Here is an 18,114-nt window from a genome sequence, read left to right on the forward strand (position 1 = left end):
CCCACGGCTTCATGGTCGGCCATGTCGCCCCGGAAGCCGCGAAGGGCGGCCCGATCGCGCTGATCGCCGATGGCGACACGATCACCCTCGACGTCGACGCGCGCGTGCTCGATGTCGACGCCCCGCTCGCCGAGCGTGCCCGCAGCTACGTGCCCAAACCCCCGTCCGAAACCTCCGGCGTGCTCGCCAAGTACGCGCAGCTGGTGGGTTCGGCGTCGGAAGGGCGCCCACCCATCGCGGAGCGCCTATGAGTGAAGCGGGAAAAGGGGAAAGGGAAAAAGGGAAAGGGGAAGGCAAGAGCCTCGTGGCGCGATGCTTGGGTTCAATGAATACGAATTCGCTCCCCCCACCAGGCCCCTACGCCACCCCCACAATCCACCCCTGGCCCGCTCTTCCCTTTTCCATTTTCCCTTGCTTGCCCCAGTCCATCACCCCAGCCCCGAGGCCCGACCATGACCAAACTCTACTCCGACCAAGACGTGCAACCGGAAGCCCTGAAGGGCCAACGCATCGTGATCCTGGGCTATGGCAGCCAGGGCCGCGCGCAGGCGATGAACCTGAAGGATTCCGGCTTCGATGTGACCATCGCGCTGCGGCCGGGCGGCAAGACCTGGGCCCAGGCCGAGGCCGATGGCTTCAAGCCCAAGGACGCCGCGACCGCGTGCAAGGATGCGAATGTGATCTCGCTGCTGCTGCCGGACACCGAGCAGCCCAAGGCCTACGAGGCCTATGTCGCGCCCTTCCTCAAGGCCGGCACCCTGCTGATGTTCGCGCACGGCTTCAACATCCATTACGGCACGATCACGCCGCCGAAGGATGTCGACGTCGCGCTGGTCGCGCCGAAGGCGCCGGGCAAGCTGGTGCGCCGCCAGTACGAGGAAGGCCGCGGCGTGCCCAGCCTGATCGCGGTGCACCAGGACGCCACCGGCACCGCCAAGGCGCGCGCGCTGGCCTGGGCCTGGGGCGTCGGATCCGCCCATGCGGGCGTGCTGGAAACCACTTTCGCGGAAGAGACCGAGACCGACCTGTTCGGTGAGCAGGCGGTGCTCTGCGGTGGCGCCACCGAGCTGGTGCAGGCCGGCTTCGAGACCCTGGTGCAGGCCGGCTACCAGCCGGAAGTGGCCTATTTCGAAGTGCTCCACGAACTCAAGCTGATCGTCGATTTGCTGTACGAAGGTGGCATGGCGCGCATGCACCAGTTCATCTCCGACACCGCCAAGTACGGCGACCTGACCCGCGGCCCGCGGGTGGTCAACGGTGCCAGCCGCAAGGCAATGCGCGAAGTGCTGGAAGAGATCCGCAACGGAACCTTCGCGCGCGAGTGGATCGCCGAGAACCAGAACGGTTGCCCGAACTACAAGGCCCTGCTGGAACGCGACTTGGCGCACCCGATCGAATCCGTCGGCAAGCGCCTGCGCGCGCGCATGAGCTGGCTCCAGGCCGGCGCGCAGGAAAAGGCGGCGTAACCAGAGGTGTGAGTTGTTGGTGTTGGTATTGGTGAAAAGCGAAGGCCCGGGGAGACCCGGGCCTTTGTGCGTTCTGGGAACTCATTGCCGACGGGCCAGACCGCGGCGGTTGTCGGTTGTCGGCGGCAGCGCCAACAGCGGGCTCCTGTGGGAGCGGCTTCAGCCGCGATCTTCTCCCTGCGGCCGTCCGCAGAAGATCGCCGACAAAGTCGGCTCCCACTGGCTCGCAGAGTGCGAGCTTTGCGGCCCACAACCCACAACCCACAACCCACAACCCAAAACCCGCCCAGCACCCAAGTGCCGGACGGGCTGCAGAGCCTTACTTCACTTCGCAGAAGCAGTACGCATACGTCGCCATCGGGCGCTTTTCCCAGCCCTTCAGCAGCGACAGGTCCTGGGCAAACTGGCCGCTCATCTGCGGCTGCATCCAGCCCGGCAGCAGGGCGTCGGCGATGCTCGCGCTGACCATCGCGCGGCTTCGGGCGGCGAAGCTGGTCATGAACTTCTCGAAGCCGGACAGTTCCTTTTCCACGTACACCAACTGGTAGTCGCTGCCGAGCTTGGCGCGCTCGGCCGCATCGGCGATGGCGTCATTGAGGCCGCCGAGCTGGTCGACCAGGCCGCGCTCCAGCGCCTGGCTGCCGCTCCACACGCGGCCCTGGGCGATGGTGTCGATTTCTTCCGGAGTCTTGCCGCGACTGGTCGCCACCTTGCCGATGAAATCCTGGTAGCCAGCGTTGATCACCGACTGCAGCAGCTCGCCGACGCGCGGATCCAGCGGGCGGCGCGGATCGAGCGCGCCGGCCAGCCAGGTGGTGGTGGTGCCTTCGGTGTGCAGGCCAAGGGTGTCCATGGTCTTGCTGGCATCCGGGAACAAGCCGAAGATGCCGATCGAACCGGTGATGGTGGTCGGTTCGGCGTAGATCGTGTCCGAGGTCATCGAGATCCAGTAGCCGCCGGACGCAGCCACGTCGCCCATCGAGATCACCACCGGCTTGCCGGCGGCGCGGGTGAGTTCGAGTTCGCGGCGGATCAGCTCGGAGGCGAAACCGCTGCCGCCCGGGGAATCGACGCGCACCACCACCGCCTTGATGTTCCTGTCCTCGCGCGCCTTGCGCACCAGTTCGGAGGTGCTGTGGCCGCCGATGGTGCCCGGCGGGTGGCTGCCGTCGATGATCTCGCCCTGGGCCACGATCACGCCGATCTGCTTGGCGTCTCCGATGGCGGCCGGTGCCGGGAAGCGCTTCAGGTAGTCGTCCATGCCGATCTGGCGGAAGGTCTCTTTCTCGTCGTCCTTGGCGCCGCTGGCGATCAGCATCGCGCGCATCTCGTCGATGGTCTTCAGGCCGTCGACCAGCTTCTCGTCGAGCGCCAGCTGGGCCATGTCGCCACCGGTGGCGGCCACGCGCTGCGGCAGCTCGTCGATCCCGCGGCGTAGTTCGGCCGCGTCCAGCCCGCGCGCCTTGGCCACGTCCTCCAGGAATACGTTCCACACATCGCCGAGCCAGTAGGCGTCGGCTTCGCGCGCGGCCTCGGACGGGCCGTCCAGCAAATAGGGTTCCACGGCGCTCTTGTAGGTGCCGACGCGGAACACGTGCATCTGGATCCCGAGCTTGTCCAGCGCGCTGCGGTAGTAGTTGCGGTAGCGGCCGAGGCCTTCCAGCAGCACCATGCCTTCCGGATGCACATAGGCTTCGTCGGCATGCGCGGCGAGGTAGTAGCTGCCCTGGTCGAGGTATTCGCCGAAGGCAATCACCTTCTTGCCGCTCTTCTGGAAGGCGTCGATAGCACGGCCGACTTCACGCAGCGTGCTGACGCCGGCGCCGCCGAAGCTGTCGAGCTTGAGCATCACCTGGGCGATCTTGTCATCCGTCGCAGCCTTGTCGAGCGCCTTGAGGATGTCGCGCAGCTGGGTCTGCGGCACTTCCTCGCCGAGCGCCTTGGACAGCGCCACGTCAGCCGGACTGCCGGAATACTGCTCGACGATCTCGCCTTTCGGGGCGAGCACCAGCGTGGTCTTCTCCTTGAGCGCTTTTTCGCCGCCGCCGAACATCGCGGAGACCACCAGCACCAGGATCACCAGGAACACCAGGTTCACGACCAGACGACGGGTGAAATCGAGTCCATTCCACAGGCCGCCAACCAGCCGGCGCAGGAATCCGGGACGCTTCTCGGTCATTGCAACTCCTCAACGATACGGGGCGCGGGCAGGGCGCGCGGTCGGCGCATGATACGGTTTCGCCGCGAGCCGCCGATGTCCCGTAGGTCATGGACCGTGGTGCACCCGGCGGGCAATTCAGTCCGCGGCGACGGCGCGGTTGCGCCCGGCCTGCTTGGCCGCGTAGAGCGCGCGGTCGGCGCGCTGGATCACCAGGTCGATGTGCTGGTCGATGCCGACGGCCGGCGGGCGGCAGCGGGTGTAGCCGATCGAGCAGCGCACGCCGATGGCTTCGCTGCCGAAGTCCACCGGGCTCGCCGCCACCGCTTGCAGCACCCCGGCCACGCGCCCCTCGGCCGCGGCCGGCGGGACCGCGCGGAGCACCATCAGGAACTCCTCGCCGCCCCAGCGGATCAGCTCGCCGGCGTCGCCTGCCGACTGCCGCAGGCGCGCAGCAACCGCGACCAGTACCGCATCGCCGGCGGCGTGACCGTGGCGGTCGTTGATCTGCTTGAAGTGGTCGATGTCGATCAGCAGCAGCATCAGTCCGGGGTCGCCGGCTTCGCGCAGCCAGGCACTCACCTGCTGGTGGAAATAGCGTCGGTTCCACGCCTGCGTCAGCGGGTCGGTGCTCGACGCCAGCGCCAGTTCTCGCGTGCGTTCCGCCACCAGTTGTTCCAGTTGCGCGGCACGCCGGGTCAGGGCGCGGGCACGCATCCGGCCGAGTCCGAGCCCGGCACCGAGCAGCGCGAGTGCCGCCAGCAGCAGCGCCAGCGGCTGCTGCCACCACGGCGCGGCGACGCTGAAGGCGACCGCCTCCGGTCCGTGGATGCGCCCGGCGGCGTCGCGTGCGCTGACCTCGAAGCGGTAGTCGCCGGGAGGCAGTCGCGGGTAGCGGCGGTCGCCATCGGCCAGCCAGGCGCCCGCTTGTGGATCGAGCCCGACCAGCTGGGTGCGGTAACGGATCAGGTGCTCGTGGCGGAAGGACAGCAGCCTGGGGGCGAACTCGATCTCGCCGTGGCCCGCTGCCAGGCGCGCGCCAGGTTCCAGTGGTGCGCCATCGCTGCGCGCATCGAGCGCCAGGCGCGCGCGCTGCGGCGCGCGCAGCTGGGCGTCGGGGTCGAAAGCCACCAGCCCGTCGGCGTTGGCGGCCCACAAGCGTCCGCCGGCATCCACCAGCGCATCGCGGTTGAACTCCAGCGACGGCAGTCCGTCCTCGAGGCCGAAACGCCGGTAGCCTTTCGAGCTGTCCGTCGCCGCCGCGGTGGGATCGTCGATCCGGCGGACTCCGTCGTAGCCGAACAGGTACACCCGCCCGGCGCGATCCTGGGCGATCTCGTACACGGTCAGCGCGCCGCCGGGCGGCTCGGCCACCGGGATGCAGCGCGGTTCGGCGCTGTCCAGGTCCAGCCGCAGCGCGCCATCGCGGGTGCCGAGCCAGATCTCGCCGTTCGCCAGCCGCTCGATGTCGTAAACCGTTCCGCGCGGCCTGCAGTCGCGGCCGGCGGGTACCAGGGCGCGGCCGTCGGTCAGCACCAGGCCGAGGCTGCTGGCCAGCAGCACCCGCGGGACGTCGCCCTCCGCGGCCAGCGGAAGCATCGCGCGCACTGCGAGGTCCTCGCCATTGGGGATGTCGCGCAGCAGGCGCTCCGCCTGGCCGTCGTCGCGCATGGCCGCCAGGCCATGCCCGGTGGCCAACCACACGCGCCCGCCGACCCATGCAAGTTGGTCTACCGAGGTCGCCGGCAACTGCGCTTCGTCGGATTCGAGCGCACGCCAGCGGCCGTGCTCCTCCAGCAGCAGGCCGCGGTGGGTGGCGTACCAGCGGCGGCCACGGGGATCTGACAGCACGTCGTAGACGATGCGGTCGCGGTAGGCCGGCGGCAGCAGCGGCGCCCAGCGTCCGCCGCGCAGCGCGACAGCGCCGCCCAGCGTGCCGGCCCACAGGGTGCGCGTGGCGTCCGCCTCCGGCCATTCACCGACGCCGACCACTACCCGCTGCGGCAGGCCGTGGCGTTCGTCGAAGCTGCGCCAGCGCCCGGGCTCCAGGCGCAGGACGCCACCCGAACCGGTGCCGGCCCAGACGATCGGATCCGCTGGGTCGCCGCCCAGCAGCAGCGCGTGCAGGTAGGTGTCCGGCATTCCCTCGAGGGTGCCGATCACCTGGAGCGAGTCGTCGCTGCGAATCCGCGCCATCCCGCGGCCCCACAGCGCCGCCAGCACCTCGCCCTGGGACAACTGGCGCAGCGCGGTGACCCCGCCGAGGGGCGTGTCTCCGGTCTGCATCCAGCGCTGCAGCCGGGCACCGTCCCAGCGCGCAAGGCCGCGGCCGGTACCGATCCACAGGCGCTGCTGCGGATCGAGCAGCAACGCGCGTACCGCATCGTTGGGCAGCCCGTCGCTGCGCCCGAGGTGGAAGTCGCTGCGGCGATATCCGCCCTCCGGCGCCGGGTCGAAGCGATACAGGCCGTCGATGTTGGTGCCCACCCACAGCCTTCCGGCGCCGTCGCGCAGCAACTCCGCCACTTGCAGGTCGTGCGTGCCGGGCAGCGCGCGGCAACTGGCGGGCAGGCAGCGGAACAGTCCCTGCGGCGTACCCACCAGCAGTCCGTCCCCGGCGTCATCGGCGAAGGCCTCGATCGACGGTAGCCGCTGCCCATCGTCCGCCAGCACTTCGCGCACCTGGCCACCCTGCAGGTGCTGCAGGCCATTGCCGTCGGTGCCGATCCAAAGGCCAGCCACGCCGCGATGCAGGTGGGTCACCCAGTCGCGCGCGCCGCCGGCCAGCGGCACGCCGACGAAGCGCCTTCCATCCCAACGCGACAGCCCGTCCTGGGTGCCGGCATAGACGTGGCCAGCGGCGTCCTCGGCCAGCGCGAACACCGTCAACTGGGGCAATCCCGCGGCCGATCCGAGCTGGCGCAGGCTGACGAGGTCGTTGGCCAGCGGATTCCCGACGTCGGCGATTGTGCTCGTCGGCAGCAGCCAGGCGCACAGTGCGAGGGTGGTGATCCGCGCGCGCAAGCGGCTCGGATGCAACCGCACGGCAGCCGCGAACGGCCGGTCGGATACGTTTGCGGCTCCCTCAGCCGCCACCGATGGCCTGCACGATCTCCAGGCGGTCACCAGCCTGGAGCACGGTGGTGGTGTGCAGGCTGCGCGGCACGATTTCGCCGTTGCACTCGACGGCAACCCGCCGCTGGCCGTGGCCAGCCAGTTCGAGCAGGCCGGCGATGGTGGTTGTGGCGGGAACCTGGCGTTCATCGCCGTTCAGGCGGATCGGGATCATGGCGGGTGTCGACGGATCAGGCTGAGTCATGCTTCGGTGCGGTTGCGGCCAGCGCGCTTGGCGGCGTACAGGTGTTCGTCGGCGCGCGCCAGCAGTTCGCTGGCGCTGCCATCGACCGCCGGCGCCGCGGTGGCGACGCCGCGGCTGATGGTCACCACCGGCGCGGTAGCGGAACCGGCGTGCGGCAGTGCCAGGTCCAGCACCGCGCGCCCAAGGTCGTCGGCTTTCGCGCGGGCGCCGTCGGCCGGGGTTTCCGGCAGCAGGCAGACGAACTCCTCGCCGCCATAGCGCGCCAGCAGGTCGGCCGGGCGACCGAGGCGCGACTTCATCGCCGCGGCGACCGCGCGCAGGCAGTCGTCGCCGGCCTGGTGGCCGTAGTGGTCGTTGAAGGCCTTGAAGTGATCGAGATCGAGCAGGATCAGCGAGATCGGCAGCTTGTTGCGGCGGCAACGCAACCACTCGATCTGCAGGCGTTCGTCGAACCAGCGGCGGTTGGCGACGCCGGTCAGCCCGTCGTTGAAGGCCATCGAGCGCAACAGGTCGGCCTGGCGTTTCAGATCGATGTGGGTGCGCACGCGGGCGCGCACCACCGGCGGGTTGACCGGCTTGGTGATGAAATCGACCGCACCGACCTCCAGACCCTGAGTTTCGTCCTCGGTACTGTCGCGCGCGGTGACGAAGATCACCGGCACGTCGCGGGTGGCCTGGTCCTGTTTCAGCCTGCGGCAGACTTCGAAGCCATCGAGACCGGGCATCACCACGTCCAGCAGCACCAGGTCGGGCGGGCGTCGCTGGCACAGCGCAATCGCCTGGCTGCCGTCGGTGGCCATGGCGACGTCGTAGTCGCCCTTGAGCACCTGGTACAGGGTCTGGATGTTGGTCGGCTGGTCGTCGACCACCAGGATGCGCGGGCGCTCGCCGGTCACGGGCGGGGTCATTGGGCTTCCTCGGTCGGCGTGGCGAGACCGTCGAGCGCATGCTCGACGCGGCGGCAGGCGTCCAGGGCGACGCCAAAGTCGAGCCGGCCGAGGGCTTCCTCGACCGAGCGCAGCGGCGTCACCAGAGCATCGGTGGCGAGCGCGCGCAGCTCGGCGTAGTGGTCGAGCGCGGCCATGTTGCTGTCGACCAGCGCGAGCACCAGTGCGTCGAGGCGTTCCTCGAAGGCGCTGCGGTCGAATTCGGCCAGCGGCAAGGCCTCGTCGGCGGCCGGCGCGAGTTCCTCGGCGGCGCGTTCCAGCGCCACGATCGCCAGCGCCAGCTGCTCGCCGAGCTGGTCGCTCATGCGTTCCAGCTCGTCCGGCTCGGTGCGCCGCTTGAGCGCCCGCTCCAGCTTGGCGGCGATGGTGGACAGCGCCTCGGCGCCGAGAGTGGCGGCGACGCCCTTGAGGGTGTGCGCCGCGCGCGCGGCCTCGGTACGGTCGCCCTGCGCCAGCGCCTCGCGTAGCCGGCGCACCGACTCGCCCTGCTCCTGGGCGAACAGCCGCGCCATCTGCGCATACAGCGCGCGATGCCCGGCGAGCCGCGCGAGCGCCTGCTCCAGCGCCAGCACCGGCGGTTCCTCGGTGGCCACCGCGACGCCGCGCACAGGTACCGCCAGGGTTTCCAGCGACGGCCCTCCCGGGCGTGCATGCCGCAGCACGGTCGCGACCAGGGTCTGCACATCGATAGGCTTGGCGATGTGGTCGTCCATACCGGCCTCGCGGCTCTGCGCGCGATCCTCCGGGCCGGCGTTGGCGGTCATCGCGATCACCGGCAACTGTTTCAGGCCGAGGGTCTCGCGGATCACGCGGGTGGCTTCGTAACCGTCCATGCGCGGCATCTGGATGTCCATCAGCACCGCATCGAAAGCGGAAGCGTGGCTGCGCAGCCGGGCGATCGCCTCCTGGCCATCGCAGGCCACGTCCACCTCGGCGCCCTCACCGGCGAGGATCTCGCGCGCGACGTGGCGGTTGATCGGATGGTCCTCCACCAGCAGGACCGAGAGCCCGCGCAGCCGCAGCGCAGCGCCTTCGGCCGGCAGGTCGCGCGTGCCGGGTTCGCTGGCCGGGGCGCTCGCCGCGCGCGGCAGGCGCAGGCGAACGCGAAATTCGCTGCCGCGCCCGGGTGTGCTGTCCACCTCCAGGGTGCCGCCCATCAGGTTGACCAGCCACTGGGTGATCGGCAGGCCGAGCCCGGTCCCGCCGAAGCGCCGCGCCGCAGCGGCTTCCACCTGGTAGAAGGGCTCGAACACCCGCTTGATCTGCTCCTGCTCGATGCCGATGCCGCTGTCGCTGACGGCAAGCACCAGGTCGACCTGGCCGTCGGCGTCGGCGCTGCCGGAGACCTGCACCTTGACGCCGCCGTGCTCGGTGAACTTGATCGCGTTGCCGACCAGGTTCCACAGCACCTGGCGCAGGCGCAGCGGGTCGCCCACCAGCGCGACCGGCACACCAGGATCGATGCCGAATTCGAAGCCGAGCCCTTTGTCGCGAGCGCTCGCGGCGTACACCAGCTCGATCTCGCCGAGCACTTCACGCAGCAGGAAGGGGCGTTGCTCGATGTTGATCCGCCCGGTCTCCAGCTTGGAGTAATCCAGCAGGTCGTCGAGGATGGCCAGCAGGGTACGCGCGGCGCTGTCGATGCGGCTGGTCTGCTCGCGCTGCAACTGGCTGAGTTCGGATTTGCGCAGCAGGTAGGTGAAGCCGAGGATCGCGGTCATCGGCGTGCGGATCTCGTGGCTCATGTTGGCCAGGAACTCGCTGCGCGCGCGGTTGGCGCGTTCGGCCAGCTCGCGCGCTTCCTCCAGCCGTTGCTCGGCCAGCCGGCGCTCGGTCAGGTCCACCATCAGCAGCAGCGTGCGCGTGCCCACGCGCGCCGCGTGCACGTCGTGGATGCGCGGATGGCCGCTCTTGTCGCGCAGCGCCAGCTCCACCCCGGCCTTGTGGTCCTCGCTGGCGTCCAGCCGCTCCCAGTGCATCAGGAAGGGCGCGCAGGCGTCCGCATCGGCGCAGGCCTGATGCAGCCATTGCTCGACATCGATGCCACTCTCGACCGGCGCAAGCTCGGCCTGGCAGCGCGCGTTGACGAGCACCAGCTTGCGCTGTTCGAACACCCGCATCGGCAGCGGCAGGTGGTCGACCAGCGCCTGCATCAGCGCGGCGTGTTCGCGCAGTTCGCTGGTGGCGCGACGGTGCCCGGTGACATCGCGGAAGATCCAGTAGAGCGCCGGACGGCCGCCGAACTCGATGGTCTGCGCCAGCACCTGGACCTCGCAGATGCTGCCGTCCTGGCGGCGGTAGCGGGTGTCGAACTCGACCCGGCCCTCGGCCAGCACCCGCGCGATGTTGCGGATGGTGTCCATCGGCGCGGCGTTGGCCTCGTGCTCGCGCACCTTCAGGCGCGCGAAGGCGTCGCCATCGTGCCCGAGCATGCGCGTGGCGGCAGGGTTGAAGGCCAGCGGGAGTTCGCTGTCCAGGTCGACGATCAGGACGCCGTCCGGCGACAAATCGAACAGCGTGCGATAGAGGCGGTCGGCCGGGCTGCGCGCGTTGCCGGCATCGCCGGCGCCCGCGAGTGGGTCGGCGAAGGCGAGCAGCGCGCCGGTCACGGCGCCCTGCTCGCGCGTCGGCGTGACCGTGGCGCGCAGGCGCGCGGGACCCAGTTCGCACAGGCCCTCATGGCGCGGAAGGCTGGCGCTGAGGACCGCGCTCACCGGATCCACCTCGCCATGGGCGCTGGCGGTCCAGCGCACCAGGCTGCGCAAATCAGTGCCGAGCAGATCGCCCGGACGGCTGTCGACATGGCGCGCGAAAGCGGCATTGGCGAAGCGGATCAGCCCGTCCTGGTCGATTCCGGCGAGGCCTTCGTCCACTCCCTGCAGCAAGCGCTGGTGCAGGCCACGCAGGCGCTTCATCTCGTTGCGCCGCAGGGTGGCAACGATGCCGGCAGTCACCGCCACCACCGCCACCAGCAGCCACAGCAACAGCCCGAAGCGCGCCTGTCGCTGCCAGGCGGAGAACACCGCCGCCTTGCTGCGCGCTGTGCGCACGCTCCACGGGCGGTCCAGCGAATGCAGCGTCGGGGCAATACGCGCCTGCGCCGTCAGCGCATCGGCATCGCCAGGCGTGCCCGCATGCGCCGCGATCACCGTCGCATCGGCATCGACCAGTTCGATCGCGCCGCCGCTGCCGCCGGGGTCCGGCAGCGCGCCGAGCAGGTAGTCCACACCCGCCACCGCAGCGAGCGCGCCGCGGTGGTTGCCTTCTGCATCGCGCCAGGCGCGCGCCAGCAGCCAGCCCTGGGTGCCCAGGGACGACGGCATCGGCGCGGCGTGCAAGCGTGGCTCAGGTTCCGCATCGGCGCGCGTGAATGCGAGGAACGGCGCCCCTGCGGCCGTGCGCCGGTGCAGGTCCGGATTGGAGCTGGCGACGACGGTGCCGTCGGTGTCGAACACCAGCAGGGCGCCGAGCTGCGGATCGAGGCCGGCCACGGCCTCCGTGATCAGTGTGGCATCTTGCGGATTGGCGCGCAGCGCCGAGTCCAGGCGTGCCAGCGTGCGAGCCAGGTTGCCCAGGCGTTGCTCCACCGCATGCGCGCCCTGAGTCGCGCTGGCGGCCAGCCGTTCCTGCTCGTGGGCGGCCGCTTCGCGGTACTGGCGGTGCAGGTCAAATGCCTGTCCGGCGCCGATGATGAAGAGGCCGATGGCGACCAGCGGCCACGGCGACCAATGCGCGACGCCGAGCGCACGCGCCAGTCGTGTCCCGGGACCTCGCCCTGTTCGAGAATCGCCGCCCATGGCAGCATCCTACCTGTGGGCGCAGCCACTGGCGAGGCGCGCCGCGATCGGTAGAATGCGCAGGCCACGCGGGTGTAGTTCAATGGTAGAACTGCAGCTTCCCAAGCTGCTAACGTGGGTTCGATTCCCATCACCCGCTCCAACTCAGACCGCGACGCAGACCCGGTTGCGCCCTTCCATCTTGGCGCGGTAAAGCGCCCGGTCTGCGCGGTTGATGCAGCGGTCCAGCGAATCCAGCCCGGTGAACTCCGCCAATCCCAGGCTGATCGTGATCTGCGGACCGCCGGCGTAGATTGCCGAACTGGCTATCGCCTCGCGCAACTGGTTCGCGCGGGCTTCGGCTTCGGTGATGCCCATGCCCGGCCAAAGCAGCAGGAACTCCTCGCCGCCCCAGCGGCCGGCGGCGTCGTGATCTTGCAGCGATTGTTTCAGGCGCCGTCCGACGGCGACCAGCACCTGGTCGCCCACCGAATGCCCGAACTGGTCGTTGATGCGCTTGAAGTGGTCGATGTCCGCGACCGCGACTATGAACGAGCCCTTCTGCCGGCGCGCCTGCTCGACCGCGTGCTCGAGCGCTTCGAGCATGCCGCGACGGTTCAGCAGGCGGGTCATCGAATCGGTTGCGGCGGCCTCGGCGAGGGCGGCTTCCAGCTGGCAGCGCTGCTCTATCTCCTGGCGCAGCATGTTGTTGAGCTTCTCCAGCTCCACACTGCGTTCGCGCACCATGCCCTCCAGGCGGTCGCGCGCGGCCTTGAGATCGACGAGCGCGCCCTCGCGGTCGCGCTGGGAGGCGGCCAGGCGGGAGGTCATGTCTTCCAGCGCCAGCGCCAGGTCCGCGAATTCGTCATTGCCGCCGAGGTCAAGTCGCTGGTCCAGCTTGCCCTCGGCGATCTGGCGGAATCGCATCGCGAAAGCGCGCAGCACGCGGCGCGCGGACTGCGCCAGCCACATGCTCATCGCCAGCGCCAGGACCACCGCCAGCACGAAGGAAACAGTCGACTTGGCCCGCAGTTTCTCCAGTTTGTCGTCGATGTCGTCGACTGGGACGCGCAGCAGCAACAGATAGCCCGAACCTTGACCCGGTAGCGGCGAGAGTGCGTTGAAACCGTCGACCACGTCATTCAGTGGTCGCGCCACGCTGGCGCCTGCGGCGATCGATCGCAGTGCCGCGGGCGTCGAGTCCCCCGGCGAATGGCCGCGGACCGCGCCCAGCGAGTCGGCGACGACTTCCAGCCTGTCGGCGTCCTCGCGGACCACCAGCAGGCGCTCGATGGCGGGGCTGCGACCGATGATGTCCTGCATCCGCCGGACCAGTTCGATGTATTCGGGACGGTGGGTATCCGCGCGTGTGCGCACCGTGTCCCAGTTGCTGCTGCCCAGTGCATCCGCAGCCAGCGCCGCATTGTCCGCCAGCCGTTGGTTCAGCGAGGCGCGCAGCTCGGCCTCCGCCGCGAAGTGCAACACGGTGCCCAGGCCGAAAGCCACCAGCAGCGCCACCAGCAGGTGGGTGTAGAACAGGCGGCGGCCGATGCCAAGGCGGCGGCGCGAAGCGTGCGGCTCTGCGGTTTGCCCTGCTGCGGCCATGCGGTGCCACCGTGGCTGGAAAGCGCGAATGCTAGCCCGGATGGTCCACGAGGGCACGCGGCCGATCCGCGCGGGCGGCGCGGGCGCCGGCGCGGTCGCCGCGGCGCGATGGAACACCGCCAACGGCGCGTTTGCGCCGCATTCACGCCTCGCCTAGTCTCGCCCGGTTGGCCGCATGGGGTGTGGCCCATTCGATGGCGGGGAGAGCGCGATGCTGGGTGGAGTGTTTTTCGGTCTGTTCGGGTTGGCGTCGCTGATCGGCATCGCCTGGGTGTTCTCGCTCAACCGCCGGGCGGTCGACTGGCGCCTGGTGCTGACCGGCATCTCGCTGCAGATCGCCTTCGCCGCGCTGGTACTGCTGGTGCCTGGCGGCAAGGATGTGTTCGACGCACTCGGCCAGGGCTTCGTCAAGGTCCTGAGCTTCGTCTCCGCCGGCTCGAACTTCATCTTCGGCGGCCTGATGGACACCAGCAAGTTCGGTTTCATCTTCGCCTTCCAGGTGCTGCCGACGATCATCTTTTTCGCCGCGCTGATGGGCGTGCTCTATCACCTGGGTGTGATGCAGTGGGTGGTGCGCATCATGGCGCTGGCGATCACCAAGGTCATGCGCGTCTCCGGTGCCGAGACCACCAGCGTGTGCGCCAGCGTGTTCATCGGTCAGACCGAGGCGCCGCTGACGGTGCGCCCGTACATCCCGAAGATGACCGAATCCGAGCTGATCACGATGATGATCGGCGGCATGGCACACATCGCCGGCGGCGTGCTCGCCGCATACGTCGGCATGCTCGGCGGCAGCGATCCGGTGCAGCAGGCCTTCTACGCCAAGCATCTGCTCGCCGCCTCGATCATGGCCGCGCCGGCCACCCTGGTGATCGCCAAGGTGCTGATCCCGGAGACCGGCACGCCGCTGACCCGCGGCACGGTCAAGATGGAGGTCGAGAAGACCGCCAGCAACATCATCGACGCCGCCGCCGCCGGCGCCGCGGACGGCCTCAAGCTGGCCCTCAACATCGCCGCGATGCTGCTCGCCTTCATCGCCCTGATCGCGCTGATCAACTGGCCGCTGACCTGGATCGGCGACGTGACCGGCCTGGCCCAGTGGCTGGGCAAGCCGACCGACATGGCCACCATCCTCGGCTACCTGCTCGCGCCGATCGCCTGGATCATCGGCGTGCCTTGGCAGGACGCCACCGTGGTCGGCAGCCTGATCGGCCAGAAGATCGTCATCAACGAGTTCGTCGCCTACCTGCAGCTGGCGGACATCATCCAGAACGGCGTCGATGGCGTGATGCTCACCGACAAGGGCAAGCTGATCGCCACCTACGCGCTGTGCGGCTTCGCCAACTTCTCGTCGATCGCGATCCAGATCGGCGGCATCGGCGGCCTCGCCCCCGAGCGCCGCGCCGACCTCGCCCGCTTCGGCCTGCGCGCCGTGCTCGGCGGCTCGCTGGCGACCTTCATGACCGCGACCATTGCGGGGGTGTTGACGAGTTTTGGGTGAGGGGGCGGGCGTGAGCCGGCAAGCAGGGTGAAGGTGGGCAGTGTGGGTCGCCGGTTCGGGTTGCGGCGGGCGTGCAATCCGCCGCACCCATTGACGGTTTACGCTTTACGTTCCACAACCCGTCAACCCATGACCGCTCGATGACTCCCGCCGTCCTCATCCCCGGCTCCTACGTCCAGGACCTCTGCTGGCGCACCGACCGTCTGCCCGCCGTCGGCGAAACACGCATCGGGCGTTTCGCGACCGGGCCGGGGGGCAAGGGTTTCAACCAGGCGATTGCCTGCCTGCGCCAGGGTGCCCGGCGTGCGCTTCGTCGGGGCAGTCGGTGACGATGCGCTCGGGGCGCAGGCGCAGCGTTTCGCAGCGGAGCAGGGGCTGGATTGCGACTGGCAGGTGGTGGCGGGTGTGCCCACGGCCACCGCCAGCATCGTGGTCGACGCGCAGGGGCACAACCTGCTGGTGGTCGATCTCGGCGCCAACGAGTCCCTCGAGCCGGCGCGCGCTGCGGCGGCCATCGGCGCGGGCACGCGGGTGGTGCTGACGCAGCTCGAGACCACCCTCGACGTGGTCGCCGCGGTGTTGCGGCGGGCGCGGGAAGTGGGCGCGCTGGCGCTGCTGAACCCGGCGCCGCTGCATCCCGCGCTCACCCCGGAGGTGCTGGCGCTGGCTGATGTGATCACCCCGAACGAAACCGAATTTGCGGCGCTGCTGCGCCTGCTCGGGGTGCCGGATGCGGTGGACGCGCCGTGGGCGCTGGATGATCTGGACCTGCACGCGCTGTGCCGCTGCACCGGGGTGCCGACGGTGGTGCTGACGCTCGGCGCGCAAGGGTGTTTTGTCAGCCACGGGCGCACGCATCGCGGCGATGTTGCGCCGTACTACCGCGTGCCGGGCGAACGCGTGAAGGCGGTCGATTCCACCGGCGCAGGCGATGCCTTCTCCGGTGGCCTTGCCGCAGCGCTGGCGCTCGCTCCCGCAGGCGCCCCGTTCCGCGAAGCGGTGGTCCACGCGAACCGGGTGGCCGCCCTCAGCGTCGAGCGCCACGGGACCGCGCCGGCGATGCCGACGCGCGCCGAGGTGGCAGTGCGTTTCGGGTGAAGCGGAAGGAGGAAAAGGAAAAGGGAAAAAGGAAAAGGGAAAAAGGAAGAAGCCGGCCAGATTCGGCTTTTGGTGTGCTCAACCAAAGCGGAAAGCCCCGGCGCGCCTCAGGCTGGCTCTACCCTTTTCCATTTTCCTTTTTCCATTTTCCCGCTTCCCTAGAACTGCCGCTCCATCGTGCCCGGATCCGGCCCCGGCGGATCGCGTTCGATCCAGTAGCTTCGGGCCGCCGGATCGAAGCGACGGCGCATCGGGTCGACGCCGCGCAGGCGCGCAACGATGGCAATCGGCGTGACCACGCCGAAGAAGATCAGGCCCATGATGATCGGGCTGATGATGCGCCCGAGCAGGTGGCCGAGCGCCATCCAGGCGCGGTTGAGCGGCGCCAGCAGGCTGGGCGCGAGGCTCGCCAGCCAGCGCCAGCAGAATGCCGGCCAGTCCCAGCCAGGCGCCCATGGCCCTTGCCGCCAGGCCCACCACGCCACCAGCGCCGCACCACCGCCATCACCCAGCCGAAGCACGCGTGGCTGCCGGCGACCAGGCGGTCGTCGGCGTGCGCCGGTCGATCGCGGTGCCGCGGCGGCGCGGGGTCATCGTAGGGCCCCGGCCTGGCGATGGACGGCGAAGGCCAGGCGGTGTTCAGAGGCGCACCACTCGGCAGGCCCGCCAGGGGACAGCGATCGCGGCCCGGGCGCTCCCATGCCCTCGTGCCCTCATGCCCTCGTGCCCTCGTAACAGTCACGCCGGCAGTTTCCCCAGTGCCGCGTCGATGCGCCGGAGCGCCTCGGCCTGTCCTGCGAGGTAGACGGTGTGGTCGATCGACGGGCTGACCTGGGTGCCGGTGATCGCCACGCGCAGCGGCTGGGCGACCTTGCCCAGGCCCACGCCCAGGCCCGTCGCGGCGGCGTTCAGCGCGTCGTGCACCGCGGCGGCGCTCCAGCCCTGCACGCCGGCGAGTGCCGCGTGCGCAGCTTCCAGCGGCACGCGCGCGGCGGCGGTCAGGTGCTTGGCCACCGCGGCATCGTCGTAGGCCTGCAGCGGCCCGAACCACACGCGCGCCTTGTCGGCCATCTCGTTCAGCGTGTGCACCCGCTCGCGCAGGGCAATGACGATGTCCTCGGCCTTGGGGCCCGTGTCCGCATCCAGCCCAGCGCGCGCCAGGTGCCAGCGCAGCTCCGGCGCCACCGCGGCCGGGTCCATGGTCTTGAGGTAGTGCTGGTTCAGCCAGCGCAGCTTCTCGACATCGAAGCGGCTGGCCGAGTGGTTGACGTCGTCGGCGCTGAACAGGCTGATCATCTCCGCCATCGAGAAGATCTCCTGGTCGCCGTAGGACCAGCCCAGGCGCACCAGGTAGTTCAGCAGCGCCTGCGGCAGGAAGCCGTCCTCGCGGTAGCCGAGCACGTTGACCGCGCCGTGGCGCTTGCTGAGCTTGGCGCCATCCGGCCCGAGGATCATCGGCAGGTGCGCGAAGCGCGGGATCGGCTTGCCCAGCGCGTCGTAGATGTTCATCTGCCGCGGCGTGTTGTTCAGGTGGTCGTCGCCGCGGATCACGTCGGTGATGCGCATGTCGGCGTCGTCCACCACCACGCCGAAGTTGTAGGTCGGCGAATCGTCCGAGCGCCAGATGATCAGATCGTCCAGTTCGGCGTTGTCGAACACCACCCGGCCGCGCACGCGGTCGTCGACCACCACCTCGCCGTGCAGCGGATTCTTGAAGCGGATCACCGGGGTCACGCCGGCCGGCGGGGTGTCCTTGCGCTCGCGCCAGTAGCCGTTGTAGCGCGGCTTCAGGCCACGCGCTTCCTGGTCGGCGCGCATCGCCTCCAGTTCTTCCTTGGTCATCCAGCAGTGATAGGCCTTGCCCGCCGCCAGCAGTTCATGCGCCACCTGGCGGTAACGGTCAAAACGCTGGGTCTGGTAGAACGGGCCTTCGTCGTGCTCCAGGCCCAGCCAGGCCATGCCGTCGATGATCGCCTGCACCGCGGCATCGGTCGAACGCTCGCGATCGGTGTCTTCCACGCGCAGGATGAACTGCCCGCCATGCCGGCGCGCCTCCAGGTAGCTGAACAGCGCAGTGCGCGCGCCACCGACATGCAGGAAACCGGTGGGACTGGGGGCGAAGCGGGTGCGGACGGCGGTCATGCGGCGTGTGCGTGGGTTTTCGGGGGGCGGGAAGGTTAGCGCAAGGCGGGGACGGCGGGGATGGTTGTGGGTTCTGGGTTGTGGGTTGTGGGCCGCCAAGCT

Annotated in this window: 11 protein-coding genes, 1 tRNA gene and 1 pseudogene; 5 read left to right on the forward strand and 8 right to left on the reverse strand. The window is 69.7% G+C overall.

All coding sequences use genetic code 11. The features are described 5' to 3' along the window. On the forward strand, nucleotides 1–251 hold a 251-nt coding region (locus tag IPK27_08345), incomplete at its 5' end, for a dihydroxy-acid dehydratase (protein ID MBK8067631.1). A 201-nt stretch (nucleotides 252–452) separates the two neighbouring features. Next, nucleotides 453–1,466, forward strand: coding sequence for a ketol-acid reductoisomerase (gene ilvC, locus IPK27_08350; GenBank protein ID MBK8067632.1), 1,014 nt, complete (start codon nucleotides 453–455; stop codon nucleotides 1,464–1,466). A 319-nt stretch (nucleotides 1,467–1,785) separates the two neighbouring features. Here the strand turns inward: ilvC and sppA are convergent, their stop codons facing one another. The 5 genes from sppA to IPK27_08375 all read right to left on the reverse strand — a co-directional run bounded on the left by sppA (nucleotide 1,786) and on the right by IPK27_08375 (nucleotide 11,687). Then, nucleotides 1,786–3,645, reverse strand: coding sequence for a signal peptide peptidase SppA (gene sppA / locus IPK27_08355; protein ID MBK8067633.1), 1,860 nt, complete (start codon nucleotides 3,643–3,645; stop codon nucleotides 1,786–1,788). Nucleotides 3,646–3,762: 117 nt separating this feature from the next. Continuing rightward, nucleotides 3,763–6,663 (reverse strand): diguanylate cyclase, encoded by a 2,901-nt coding sequence (locus tag IPK27_08360; GenBank protein MBK8067634.1) that lies wholly within the window; start codon nucleotides 6,661–6,663, stop codon nucleotides 3,763–3,765. A gap of 46 nt (nucleotides 6,664–6,709) precedes the next feature. Beyond that, nucleotides 6,710–6,910: a sulfur carrier protein ThiS gene (gene thiS / locus IPK27_08365; GenBank protein MBK8067635.1), complete on the reverse strand. Its 201-nt coding sequence runs from the start codon at nucleotides 6,908–6,910 to the stop codon at nucleotides 6,710–6,712. 29 nt (nucleotides 6,911–6,939) lie between these two features. After that, nucleotides 6,940–7,851 carry a diguanylate cyclase gene (locus tag IPK27_08370; protein ID MBK8067636.1) on the reverse strand — a complete coding sequence of 304 codons (912 nt, stop codon included), beginning with the start codon at nucleotides 7,849–7,851 and terminating at the stop codon, nucleotides 6,940–6,942. Further along, on the reverse strand, nucleotides 7,848–11,687 hold the full coding sequence (locus IPK27_08375) for a response regulator (protein ID MBK8067637.1): 3,840 nt from the start codon (nucleotides 11,685–11,687) through the stop codon (nucleotides 7,848–7,850). Before IPK27_08375 ends, IPK27_08370 begins: the two co-directional genes overlap by 4 nt. Nucleotides 11,688–11,755: 68 nt before the next feature. On the opposite strand from IPK27_08375, the gene IPK27_08380 reads away from it, so the two are divergent. Then, a tRNA-Gly gene (locus tag IPK27_08380) sits at nucleotides 11,756–11,829 on the forward strand. Between the two features lie 2 nt (nucleotides 11,830–11,831). Here the strand turns inward: IPK27_08380 and IPK27_08385 are convergent. Beyond that, nucleotides 11,832–13,271, reverse strand: a complete 1,440-nt coding sequence (locus IPK27_08385) for a diguanylate cyclase (GenBank protein MBK8067638.1) — start codon at nucleotides 13,269–13,271, stop codon at nucleotides 11,832–11,834. Nucleotides 13,272–13,482: 211 nt separating this feature from the next. Between IPK27_08385 and IPK27_08390 the strand changes: the two genes are divergently transcribed. Together IPK27_08390 and IPK27_08395 are read left to right on the forward strand one after the other, a co-directional pair. Next, the gene (locus IPK27_08390; GenBank protein ID MBK8067639.1) at nucleotides 13,483–14,772 is read left to right on the forward strand and encodes a NupC/NupG family nucleoside CNT transporter; all 1,290 of its coding nucleotides are present in this window, start codon (nucleotides 13,483–13,485) and stop codon (nucleotides 14,770–14,772) included. 140 nt (nucleotides 14,773–14,912) lie between these two features. After that, nucleotides 14,913–15,870 (forward strand): annotated as a pseudogene (locus tag IPK27_08395) (ribokinase). 158 nt (nucleotides 15,871–16,028) lie between these two features. Here the strand turns inward: IPK27_08395 and IPK27_08400 are convergent. Both IPK27_08400 and gltX read right to left on the reverse strand, forming a co-directional pair. After that, nucleotides 16,029–16,391 carry a hypothetical protein gene (locus IPK27_08400; protein MBK8067640.1) on the reverse strand — a complete coding sequence of 121 codons (363 nt, stop codon included), beginning with the start codon at nucleotides 16,389–16,391 and terminating at the stop codon, nucleotides 16,029–16,031. Between the two features lie 217 nt (nucleotides 16,392–16,608). Next, nucleotides 16,609–18,012: a glutamate--tRNA ligase gene (gene gltX, locus IPK27_08405; protein MBK8067641.1), complete on the reverse strand. Its 1,404-nt coding sequence runs from the start codon at nucleotides 18,010–18,012 to the stop codon at nucleotides 16,609–16,611. Nucleotides 18,013–18,114 lie beyond the last annotated feature (102 nt).

The organism is Rhodanobacteraceae bacterium (assembly GCA_016713135.1).
In the GTDB taxonomy this organism is placed as follows: domain Bacteria; phylum Pseudomonadota; class Gammaproteobacteria; order Xanthomonadales; family SZUA-5; genus JADKFD01.